Consider the following 11,049-nt stretch of genomic DNA (forward strand, 5'->3'; position numbering starts at 1 on the left):
GGCGCGACCCTCACCGGGCAGTCGGCGGCACCGAGAATTCACCCCGAGCAAACCTTCGATAACGAATCACGCACCCTCGACGGGTCCCGCTCGCGAATGTCGGGCAAGGTTGCTTCGGATCACACTGAGGCCAAGACATAGCTGTCACCTGGGGTTTCGGCAACGGAATTACGGTTGCCGCCTACTTGAAACGTTAAAAGAAACCTCAGGTTTGTTAACTACGTTGCAAACGAGATGCACGCCCAGCAATCACAGTGAAACACCGAATTCATCGCCTCAAACTGGACGAACGACTGGTTGCGAACGGTCCGCCGAACGGACAGAAATCGGCAGAAGAACATCCGGAATACAAGGTTGCACAGGCAGTGTGACCTTCGCCTCACCTGCGAGAATCGGGAGTATCCGACGGCGCGAGCGGGCATGTGCGCCTCGGCAGGGGCAGCAGCGATACCGGCAGGCCACGGTGGTCATCGGGCCGCCGAAACAGACGCGAGGTCGGGTTCAACGCGCGACAGGGGCTCAGCCGATTCGAACGACCTCGGTGACGTTGCCCGCCGGAGCCGCCGCCCCGGGTGATGAGCGCGACTCGCTGTAGCGGGTCCCCGGCGACCGTGCCCGTCAGCGGAGTCGAGGGGCGTACGGCGCCGGTCGAGGGGTCGACAACGGCAGAGTCGAGTCCGTCGAGGGGGGTTGTCGCGTCGGCCCCGATGCGCCGCCGGGTTCGGATGCCGCCGTCGACGACCAGCCGACCCCCCGTTGCCGAGAGAGGCGTACCACCGCGCCGAGCAAGCCGCCCTCGGCCGACGGCCGACGGCGGCGCGAAAACGCCGCCTACGATGGCGAAATGACCGGGGTCAAAGATCGCCTGCTCACGACAATCGCCGGACAGCTCGGAAATCCGCACGGTGTGCTCGGTAAGGGCGTGGCGTTCGTCCTCAATCGCGGGAACAAGCGGGCCATCGCGGCGGCGGTCGATGCCGCGGCGCCGCCCACCGGAGCGACGGTCGCCGATATCGGCTTCGGCGGCGGGGTGGGACTGGAGTTGCTGCTGGCGCGCGTCGGTGCCGAGGGCACGGTGCACGGCATCGAGCCCTCCCCCGACATGCTCGCCCGTGCCCGCGGTCGTTTCGCGGTGGAGGTCGCGGAAGGCCGCCTCCTCCTCGCCGACGGCACGCTCACCGCGCTCCCACTGCCCGACGCGAGCCTGCACGCGGCGATCACCGTCAACACCATCTACTTCCTCGCCGATCTCCCGGCCGCCTGCACCGAACTCGCCCGAGTCCTGCGCCGGGGCGGCGTCGCTGTGATCGGTATCGGAGATCCCGACGCCATGGCCAGAATGCCCTTCACCCCTTATGGATTCACCTTGCGCCCGGTTGCCGATGTGGTGGCGGCGCTGAGTTCCGCGGGACTGACGGTGGAGCAGCGCACCTTGCCGAATCCGCCCATTCCCCACCACCTGCTGATCGCCCGCAAGGCCTGACCCAAGCCTTGACCGACCGGTCGGTCATGGCTACCGTCGGTCCATGACACCGTTCACCGTCACCACGCCGTACGGCGAGATCGCGGTACACCTGAGCGGATGCTCGCCCGACGACGCACCGGGACTGCTTCTGCTGCACGCGAATCCGGGTGACCATCGCGACTTCGATCAGATCGTGCCGGCACTGGGCAAGACTTGGGCCGTAGCCGCGGTCGACTGGCCGGGCTACGGCGCGTCCACGGTCACCGATCCGAACGCCGTCACCGTCGACGCGCTCGGCGACATCGCCGTGCAGGTGTCGACATCGCTGGCGCAGATCGGTTTCGGTTCACTCACCGTGATCGGCAACAGCGTCGGCGGATACGCCGCAGTGCGGTTGGCCGAGCGCGCACCGGACCTGGTGCGCGGGCTGGTCCTGGTGCAGTCGGCCGGGTTCGCACCGCTGAATCCGTTGACCAGAGCCATGTTCGGGCTGATCGCGCGCCCCTCGGTAGCCCGTCGGTTCGTCGTCCCGCACGCGCGGCTCTACCTGGGCTCGCTGCGCAACGAGGGTGTTCGCCCCCTCTTCGAGCGGGCACGCGAGGTATCCGGCGATCCGATCCGGCTCGCCGTATATCGCAGCCTCTGGCGGAGCCTGGACGACCCGCGCGTCGACCTGCCCGCCGCGGCACCACTGCTGCCCGGGCTACCCGTCCAGGTCGTCTGGGGCCGCGACGACCCGACCAATCCCTGGCTGATGAACCGGCGCGGCATCACCCGCGCCCTGCCCGGCGCGCCGGTCGCCGTACTGCCCACTCGGCACGAACCGTTCGCTCAGGCGCCCCGGTTGTTCCTCGACGCCGTGGGCGAGTTCCTCACCGCCCGTGCTGGAATGCCGCAATGAGATCCGCCGAACCCGGGCGCCGTGCCCTCCTGAACGCGGGCAGGCAGCTACTGGCCACCGAGAATCTGAGCAAGCTCTCGGTCAACGCGATCGCGGCCGAGGCCAAGATGGCCAAGGGCAGCTTCTACCAGCACTGGCCGAGCCGCGAGTCCTACATACTCGCCCTGCACCGCGCCTTCCACGACGATCTCGACGACCAGGTCAGCGCGGCGACCGCCGACCTTCCACCCGGCGAAGCACGCCTCGCGGCCGGGATCGCCGCCTACCTCGACGGCTGTCTGGCCGCCCCCGCGACGAAGGGCCTATTAGTACAGGCCAGAACCGACGCGGGTCTGGCCACCGAGGTGAGCGCCCGCAATTCCGCCGCCGCCGGCCTGCTCGCCACGAACCTCACGGCGATGGGCTGGTCCGACGCCGCGCCCGTCGCCGTCCTGTTGGTAGCCGCGATAGCCGAAACCGCCCTACTGGAGCTGGACGCACAGTCGCCCCGGCCGGATCTGCGGGCGGCCCTGTTTCGCATCGCCCGTCACTGACCCCGGAAACGACCGAAGGCCCGATCCAGATGGATCGAGCCTTTAGTCTTGTGGGCGAAGGGGGACTTGAACCCCCACGTCCTTACGGACACTGGCACCTGAAGCCAGCGCGTCTGCCATTCCGCCACTCGCCCGAGCGACTGGAAAAATCTAACATGCCCCGCGGCCGAAAATAAAATCGATTCCCTGACCTGCGGCGATGCCGATTGAAAGGGCGCGGGAACTGGGTCACGCCGCCGGGAGTTACCCAGGTAGAGGATCGTGGATATCATGCAAGGAACGTGGTCGGGTCCGGACACGCCGTAACCAGCGTGTCGAGGAGGGCGGACACGCGCACCGAAGGGAGGGCTGTGATGGGCATCGTGTCGAGATTCGAACGTCGCTTACAGGGCGCTGTCGGTGACGTGTTCGCGAGGGTGTTCGGCGGCAGTGTGGTTCCCCAGGAAGTGGAGGCCGCGCTGCAGCAGGAAGCCGCAGATCAGATCCAGGATCTGGAAGGCGGGCACCGTCTCGCGCCGAACAGTTACGTGATCACGATCAACGAGACCGATCACGGCAAGCTCGACGCCGATCACGACCTGACAACCAAAGCGTTCGCCAAACATCTGCAGGATTACATCCGCGAGCAGGGCTGGCAGACCTACGGCGAAGTACACGTGGCGTTCGAGGCATCACCTACGCTGCACACCGGAATGTTCAGAGCGAGCGGCCGCGTCGACCCCGACGCCGGTCGTGGGACGGCCCCACCTCGCCCCGGACCGCCACAACGACCCGCACACCCGCAACCAGGAGCTGGCCCCATGACGCATAACTCAGGCTACGAGCCCGGCCGAGAGCCCGCGGAGTCCGATCCACGCAACCGCGGGTACGCACCGCCGCCCGCCGGCGCACCAGGGGCTTCCTACCCGGCCGACGATTACGGCCGCGGTGGCGGCTACGGCGCGCCCGAGGCGCAGCCCGGATACGGCGACGCATACGGCCAGCAGGGCGGCGAATACCAGAACGGCTACGACCCCGCCGCGCCCGCCCAGCAGGGCTACGGCCAGCAGGGTGGCTACGGCGCCGCGCCCGCGTACGGCGAGCCCGGCTACGACCAGCAGGGCGGCTACGGCCAGCAGGCCTACAGCCAGCAGGGCGGCTACGGCCAGCAGGGCGGCCAGGCCGGTTACGCCGACCCGGGCTACGACCAGCAGGGCGGCTACGGCCAGCAGGGCTACGCCGAACCCCAGCAGCAGGGATACGGCCAGCAGGGTGGCTACGGCCAGCAGGGTTACGCCGACCCGGGCTACGACCAGCAGGGCGGCTACGGCCAGCAGGGTTACGCCGAACCCCAGCAGCAGGGATACGGCCAGCAGGGATACGGCGCGCAGCCCGGTTACGCCGAACCCGCCTACGGCCAGGAGGAGCAGGGCGGCTACGCCCAGCCCGCCGCCGGTTACGGCCAGCAGGGCTACGGCCAGCAGCAGGGCGCGGGCTACGGCGCCGCCCAGTCGAGCTACTCGGCCACGCTCCAGCTCGACGACGGCAGCGGCCGCACCTACGCGCTGCGCGAGGGTTCCAACATCATCGGCCGCGGCCAGGACGCCCACTTCCGGCTACCCGACACGGGGGTGTCGCGTCGCCATATCGAGGTGCGCTGGGACGGCCAGACGGCCATGCTCTCCGACCTGGGTTCCACCAACGGAACGCTCGTCAACGGTTCCCCCGTGCAGGATTGGCAGCTCGCCGATGGCGACGTCATCCGGGCCGGACATTCCGAGATCCTGATCCGGATCGTCTGATCCCGTAAGCTGCGCGGTGCACGTCACGAGTCGACGCTGTCGGCTCTATGATGCTGCCATTACACGCACGGTCCCGACCTCGGGGCCCGCAAGCCAGCACGCTGGTGGGGGTGGTTCGCCCCGCACCTGCCGTACCGACGTACCCGGGCGAACAGGAGGTGGAACGCCGTGCAGGGATTGATCCTGCAATTGACCCGCGCGGGGTTCCTGCTGCTGCTCTGGTTGTTCGTCTGGGCCGTTCTGCGGACCTTGCGCAGCGATATCTACGCGGCATCCGGCATACGGATACAGCCGAGGGCAACCCGCGGAAATCGCGGATCCATCGGTCTGCCCTCCTTCAGCCGAAGCCAGAAGGGCGCCAAGTATCTAGTGGTGACTCATGGTTCACTCGCCGGCACTCGAATCACCCTCGGCACGCAACCGGTCCTCATCGGACGCGCCGACGATTCCACGCTGGTACTCACCGACGACTACGCCTCGACCAGGCACGCGCGACTGTCTCAGCGTGGTGACGACTGGTACGTGGAAGACCTCGGTTCCACCAACGGCACATATCTAGACCGCGCGAAAGTCACCACCGCCGTCCGTGTTCCGCTCGGCACTCCTGTGCGAGTCGGCAAAACAGTGATCGAGCTGCGATCGTGACACTTGTTCTGCGCTACACCGCGCGAAGCGACCGCGGACTCGTCCGGGGCAACAACGAAGATTCGGTCTACGCGGGCGCACGCCTGCTAGCGCTGGCCGACGGCATGGGTGGGCACGCCGCCGGAGAAGTGGCCTCCCAGTTGATGATCGCCGCGCTGGCGCATCTCGACGACGACGAGCCCGGCGACGACATCCTCGGCAAGCTCGACCACGCCACGCATTCCGGCAACGCCGCCATCGCCGACCACGTCGAGGCCGAACCCGAACTCGACGGCATGGGCACCACGCTCACCGCCATCCTGTTCGCGGGCCGCAAACTCGGCCTGGTCCACATCGGCGACTCGCGTGCCTACCTGCTGCGCGACAGCGAACTCGCCCAGATCACCCGCGACGACACGTTCGTGCAGTCGCTCGTCGACGAGGGCCGGATCACCGCCGAACAGGCGCACACTCATCCCCAGCGTTCGCTGATCATGCGTGCCCTCACCGGCAACGAGATCGAGCCGACGCTGATCATGCGCGAAGCGCGCGCCGGTGATCGTTATCTGCTGTGCTCCGACGGACTTTCGGACGTGGTGAGTGACGAGACCATCGGCAACACCATGCGCGAGGGCAACACCGACGAGTGCGCCGACCGGCTCATCGAATTGGCGCTGCGCAGTGGTGGGCCCGACAATGTGACCGTTGTCGTCGCCGATGTGATCGACCTCGACTACGGCCAGAGCCACCCGATTCTCGCGGGCGCCGCCTCCACCGAGGAGGAGGAAGACTCCCCGCCGCCGAACACCGCGGCAGGGCGTGCCGCCGCGATGCGTCCGCCGCGGGCGCAACCGCGCCGGGCAGCCGCCGCACCACCGCCGCCGGAGACGAAGTCGCACAAGCTGCGCTGGCTGCTGCTGTCGCTGGCGTTGATCGCCGCGGTCGCCGTCGGACTCGTGGTGGGCTACAAGATGATTCGCAGCAACTACTACGTGGGCGCCGACAACGACAAGGTGGTCGTGATGCGCGGCCTGCCCGGTTCGATCCTCGGCTACTCGATCCACGATGTGGAGCTGACGGGCTGTGTGAACAGCAAGAGCGAGCTCACGCTCGTCGAGGTCGGCAAGTCCGCGCCGAGTGGGTGCAAGCCGCTGCTGGTCAGTGACCTGAAGCAGACCGGGCGCGACCAGGTGCAGAAGGGCCTGCCGCCGGATTCGCTGGACAAGGCGCGCGGCAGCATGAAGGTGCTGGCGCAGAACGAGCTCCTGCCGCCGTGCCCGAAGAAGGAATCGGTACCGCAGCCCGGCGTGCTGCCGCCCGAGCAGACCCCGGTGATCCCCGGCGGCGCACCGACTCCCGGCCCCGACCAGCCCGCGACACCGACCACGACCGCGCCTGCCCCGACCACCACCACCGTCCCCCCGACAACCCCGCAGATCTCAGGGGAGAACTGCCGGGTGACGGACTGATGTCCGCACCGCCACCGCCGTCGGCTGGGGCGTTCCCCAGTCCCCCTGGTGGATTCGCGCCGGCGCCGCCGCCGTCGACGCGACGCAACCAGGAGTTGCTGCTGCTGGCGGGCGCGGCGGGCATCACCACGGTGTCGTTGTTCATCGTCGAGGCGAGCCAGGAACAGTCGATCACCACCGACATCGCCAAGTACGGGGTGGCTTTCCTCGCGCTGTTCGGGATCGCGCATCTCGCGGTGCGCCGGTTCGCGCCGTTCGCGGACCCGCTCCTACTACCGATTGTGGCGCTGCTCAACGGATTGGGACTGGTGCTGATCCACCGGCTCGATCTCGCCGAAGCGCAGAAGGCGGCGTACGACGCGACATCGGTCCCCTCCCCCGACGCCAACCAGCAGATCATGTGGACCGGCCTCGGCATCGTGGTGTTCATCAGCCTGCTCATCGTCTTGCGGGACTACCGCACGCTGGCGCGCTACACCTACACACTAGGCCTGGTAGGGCTGGTCGCGCTGGCGATTCCGGCACTGTTGCCGAGCCGGTTCTCCGAAGTCAACGGCGCCAAGATCTGGATCCGGCTGCCCGGATTCAGCATGCAGCCGGGCGAATTCGCGAAGATCCTGCTGATCATCTTCTTCGCGGGCGTGCTGGTGGCCAAGCGTGACCTGTTCACCGCGGCGGGCAAGCACTTCCTCGGCATGGAATGGCCGCGACCGCGCGATATGGGCCCGATCCTGATCGTGTGGATCGTCTGCATCGGCGTGCTCGTGCTCGAAAAAGACCTCGGCACTTCGCTGCTCATCTTCGGCACGGTGCTGGTGATGATCTACATCGCCACCGAACGGGTGGGCTGGCTGATCATCGGCGGCGGCCTGCTCGCGCTCGGATTCGTGTTCGCCTACGAGCTGTTCGGGCACGTGCGCGTGCGCGTGGACACCTGGCTGCACCCGTTCGACGACTACCACAACACCGGGTACCAGATCTCGCAGTCGATGTTCGGCTTCGCCACCGGCGGACTCGCAGGCACCGGCCTCGGCAGCGGACGGCCCCAGCAGGTGCCCTTCGCCAAGACCGATTTCATCGTCACCACGATCGGCGAGGAACTCGGCCTGATCGGGCTCACCGCGGTGCTGATGCTGTTCCTGATCTTCATCGTTCGCGGGTTGCGCACCGCGCTGGCCGTGCGGGACAGCTTCGGCAAGTTGCTCGCGGCGGGCCTGTCGTTCACCATCGCGATCCAGATCTTCGTGGTCGTCGGCGGTGTCACCAAACTGATTCCACTCACCGGTCTGACCACGCCGTTCATCTCCTATGGTGGTTCGTCGCTGCTGGCGAACTACGCGCTGCTCGGGCTGTTGATCAAGATCTCCGATGCGGCCCGCGCACCGGCACCGGCCCGTAAGCGCGCGCCCGCCCCGATCGCGGACGCGGCCACCGAACTGGTCCGCAGGCCGGAAAGCAGGGTGAGCGAATGAACACACCTCTGCGTCGCGTCGCCGTCGCCGTGATGGTGATGGTGGTGGCGTTGCTCGTGAACGCGACCTACCTGCAGGTGGTCAAGGCCGATGACCTGCGCAGCGATCCGCGCAACTCGCGGGTGCTGCTCGACGAGTACTCACGCCAGCGCGGTCAGATCTCCGCGGGCGGCACGGTGCTCGCCGGCTCCGTCGCGACCGACGACCGGTACAAGTACCTGCGCGAATACCCCTCCGACCCGTCGGCATACGCGCCGGTCACCGGTTTCTACTCGATGCAGTACGGCAAGACCGGGCTCGAGCTGGCCGCGGATCCGCTGCTCTCGGGCAACGACTCGAGTCTGTTCGGCCGCCGGCTCATCGACATGTTCTCCGGACGCGATCCGCGCGGTGCGAACGTGCTCACCACGCTGAATCCGATGATGCAGCAGGTCGCCTACGAACAGATGACGTCGAAGGGCTACACCGGCGCCGTCGTGGCGATCGAGCCGAGCACCGGCAAGATCTTGACCATGGTCTCCACGCCCAGCTACGACCCCAACGAGCTGTCGGGCCACGACGGCGCGGCGGGTCGCGCCGCCTGGGAACGACTGAGCACCGATCCGAGTCAGCCGATGCTCAATCGCGCCGTCTCGCAGACCTATCCGCCGGGGTCGACGTTCAAGACCGTCGTCACCGCGGCCGCACTGTCCAACGGCGTCGCCGGTCCGAACGACCAGTTCACCGCCGCGCCCAACATCACCCTGCCCGGAACCAGCACCACGCTGGAGAACTACAACGGCAGCACCTGCGGCGACCAGCCGACGGCCAGCCTGTACGACGCGTTCCGGCGTTCGTGCAACACCGCGTTCGTCGAACTCGGCGTGAAGGTCGGCGCGGCGAAGCTCAAGGACGAGGCCGCCGCGTTCGGCATCGGAGTCGAGGATCCGCCCGGTGTGCCGATCCCGGTCGCCGAATCGACCGTCGGCCCGATCCCGGACAACGCCGCGCTCGGCCAGTCGAGCATCGGCCAGCGCGATGTGTCGGTGACGCCGCTCAATGTCGCGGTGATCGCCGCGACCATCGCCAACGGCGGCACCAGAATGCAGCCGTATCTGGTCGATCAGACCCAAGCGCCCGATCTGTCGGAGCTCAGCAAGACCAAGCCGGTCAGCGTCGGGCAGGCGGTGAGCCCCCAGGTAGCGTCGACCCTGACGGATCTGATGGTCGCCTCGGAAGCCAATACCGCGGGCGGTGGACGGTCGCCGTACCAGATCGCGTCCAAGACCGGAACCGCCGAACACGGCAGTAATCCCCGTAACACCCCGCCACACGCCTGGTATATGGCCTTCGCGCCCGCGCAGAACCCGAAGATCGCCATCGCGGTGATCGTCGAGAACGGCGGCGATCGGGCGCTGGCGGCCACCGGAGGTTCGGTAGCCGCGCCGATCGCCAGGTCGGTACTGGACGCGGGCCTGGCAGGGGGCTGAACGAAATGAGTGTGCGAGTGACAACACGGGGGCCCCGATGCTGAACAACGGCGCCATGATCGCCGACCGCTACCGCCTGCAGCGGCTCATCGCCACTGGCGGTATGGGTCAGGTGTGGGAAGCGATGGACACCCGGCTCGATCGCCGGGTGGCGGTCAAGGTTCTCAAGACCGAGTTCTCCGCCGACCCGACCTTCCGTGCGCGGTTCCGCGTCGAGGCGCGGACCACCGCGCAGCTCAACGCGCCCGGGATCGCGGGCATCTACGACTACGGCGAGACCACCGACCCGTCGGGCGGCGAGACCGCCTACCTGGTGATGGAGCTCGTGCAGGGCGAACCGCTCAACGCGGTGCTCAACCGGATGGGCAGGCTCTCGGTCGTCCAGGGTCTCGACATGCTCGAGCAGACCGGGCGCGCGCTCGAGGTCGCCCACGCGGCCGGGGTGGTGCACCGTGACGTGAAGCCGGGCAACATCCTGGTGACGCCGACCGGACAGGTGAAGATCACCGACTTCGGCATCGCCAAGGCGGTCGACGCCTCACCGGTGACCAAGACCGGCATGGTGATGGGCACCGCCCAGTACATCGCGCCCGAACAGGCCGTCGGCGAGGACGCCACCGCGGCGTCGGACGTCTACTCCCTCGGCATCGTCGGCTACGAAGCACTGGCCGGCGTCCGCCCGTTCACCGGTGAGGGCGCGATCACCGTCGCGATGAAGCACGTGCGCGACGCACCGCCGCCGATGCCCGACGACCTGCCCGCGAACGTGCACGAACTGATCGCCATCACCATGGCCAAGGACCCGCTGCAGCGCTACCGCAGCGGCGGCGAGTTCGCTGATGCCGTGGCCGCGGTGCGTGCCGGGCACATGCCGCCGCTCCCCGGTGGCGCCACCGGTCCGTCGATGACCGGGGCCACCCGGGTACTTCCGCCCGGCCCGACCGTGGTGCTCCCCGCCGCCGCGGCAGCCGCGGCCGCGGCGGACTACGACGGCGCGACCATGCGCTTCGGCCATCAGCCCGGCGGCCCGGTCGGTCCGCCCACCGGCGGTTACGGCGGTCCGGCCACCCAGGCTTCCGCGCCCGCGCCGGTGCCCGCGAGCAACGCCAAGAACAACCAGAAGTGGCTGATCGCGCTCGGTGTCGGCGCGCTGCTGCTCGGCGGTGGTGTGCTGTGGCTGCTGTTCGGCGGTGAACCGAACCGGGATTCGGGGACCACGACCACCACCGTGCAGACCACCAAACCGCTGCCGCCGCCGGTGACCACCACCCGGCCGGTCCCGCCGCCGCCGGTGACCACCGAGGAACCGCCGACCACCACGCAACGTCCGACGAC

9 protein-coding genes and 1 tRNA gene are annotated in these 11,049 nt (G+C 68.2%); 9 read left to right on the forward strand and 1 reads right to left on the reverse strand.

The genetic code is table 11. The features are described from left to right. Window positions 1-844: 844 nt before the first annotated feature. The 3 genes from ACFWF3_RS09625 to ACFWF3_RS09635 are packed head-to-tail and all read left to right on the forward strand — an operon-like array spanning window position 845 to window position 2,899. Window positions 845-1,483, forward strand: coding sequence for a class I SAM-dependent methyltransferase (locus ACFWF3_RS09625; protein ID WP_379313258.1), 639 nt, complete (start codon window positions 845-847; stop codon window positions 1,481-1,483). A gap of 43 nt (window positions 1,484-1,526) precedes the next feature. Continuing rightward, window positions 1,527-2,366 (forward strand): alpha/beta hydrolase, encoded by an 840-nt coding sequence (locus ACFWF3_RS09630; protein ID WP_379313259.1) that lies wholly within the window; start codon window positions 1,527-1,529, stop codon window positions 2,364-2,366. Then, window positions 2,363-2,899, forward strand: a complete 537-nt coding sequence (locus ACFWF3_RS09635; RefSeq protein ID WP_379313260.1) for a TetR/AcrR family transcriptional regulator — start codon at window positions 2,363-2,365, stop codon at window positions 2,897-2,899. The genes ACFWF3_RS09630 and ACFWF3_RS09635 overlap by 4 nt, the downstream gene beginning before the upstream one ends. A 51-nt stretch (window positions 2,900-2,950) precedes the next feature. Here ACFWF3_RS09635 and ACFWF3_RS09640 read toward each other — a convergent pair. Further along, window positions 2,951-3,033: transfer RNA gene (locus ACFWF3_RS09640), tRNA-Leu, on the reverse strand. A gap of 219 nt (window positions 3,034-3,252) precedes the next feature. Here ACFWF3_RS09640 and ACFWF3_RS09645 point away from each other — a divergent pair. From ACFWF3_RS09645 to ACFWF3_RS09670, 6 genes are all read left to right on the forward strand, one after another. Then, window positions 3,253-4,680, forward strand: coding sequence for a DUF3662 and FHA domain-containing protein (locus ACFWF3_RS09645; RefSeq protein ID WP_379313262.1), 1,428 nt, complete (start codon window positions 3,253-3,255; stop codon window positions 4,678-4,680). A 168-nt stretch (window positions 4,681-4,848) separates the two neighbouring features. Continuing rightward, window positions 4,849-5,325 (forward strand): FHA domain-containing protein, encoded by a 477-nt coding sequence (locus ACFWF3_RS09650; RefSeq protein WP_062992366.1) that lies wholly within the window; start codon window positions 4,849-4,851, stop codon window positions 5,323-5,325. Continuing rightward, the gene (locus ACFWF3_RS09655) at window positions 5,322-6,773 is read left to right on the forward strand and encodes a PP2C family protein-serine/threonine phosphatase (protein ID WP_379313263.1); all 1,452 of its coding nucleotides are present in this window, start codon (window positions 5,322-5,324) and stop codon (window positions 6,771-6,773) included. The genes ACFWF3_RS09650 and ACFWF3_RS09655 overlap by 4 nt, the downstream gene beginning before the upstream one ends. Next, window positions 6,773-8,245: an FtsW/RodA/SpoVE family cell cycle protein gene (locus ACFWF3_RS09660; protein ID WP_378634561.1), complete on the forward strand. Its 1,473-nt coding sequence runs from the start codon at window positions 6,773-6,775 to the stop codon at window positions 8,243-8,245. The genes ACFWF3_RS09655 and ACFWF3_RS09660 overlap by 1 nt, the downstream gene beginning before the upstream one ends. Beyond that, window positions 8,242-9,714, forward strand: a complete 1,473-nt coding sequence (locus tag ACFWF3_RS09665; protein WP_378989391.1) for a peptidoglycan D,D-transpeptidase FtsI family protein — start codon at window positions 8,242-8,244, stop codon at window positions 9,712-9,714. Before ACFWF3_RS09660 ends, ACFWF3_RS09665 begins: the two co-directional genes overlap by 4 nt. A 37-nt stretch (window positions 9,715-9,751) precedes the next feature. Further along, window positions 9,752-11,049: protein kinase (locus ACFWF3_RS09670; protein ID WP_379313266.1), on the forward strand; the 1,298-nt coding region annotated here is incomplete at its 3' end.

It is taken from the genome of Nocardia sp. NPDC060220 (genome assembly GCF_042727815.1).
Taxonomy (GTDB): Bacteria; Actinomycetota; Actinomycetes; order Mycobacteriales; family Mycobacteriaceae; genus Nocardia.

Excerpts from the sequence above, each read along its gene's own strand:
- ACFWF3_RS09625 (WP_379313258.1), top strand. The coding sequence starts at position 845 with ATGACCGGGGTCAAAGATCGCCTGCTCACGACAATCGCCGGACAGCTC.
- ACFWF3_RS09630 (WP_379313259.1), top strand. The coding sequence starts at position 1,527 with ATGACACCGTTCACCGTCACCACGCCGTACGGCGAGATCGCGGTACAC.
- ACFWF3_RS09635 (WP_379313260.1), top strand. The coding sequence starts at position 2,363 with ATGAGATCCGCCGAACCCGGGCGCCGTGCCCTCCTGAACGCGGGCAGG.
- ACFWF3_RS09645 (WP_379313262.1), top strand. The coding sequence starts at position 3,253 with ATGGGCATCGTGTCGAGATTCGAACGTCGCTTACAGGGCGCTGTCGGT.
- ACFWF3_RS09660 (WP_378634561.1), top strand. The coding sequence starts at position 6,773 with ATGTCCGCACCGCCACCGCCGTCGGCTGGGGCGTTCCCCAGTCCCCCT.
- ACFWF3_RS09665 (WP_378989391.1), top strand. The coding sequence starts at position 8,242 with ATGAACACACCTCTGCGTCGCGTCGCCGTCGCCGTGATGGTGATGGTG.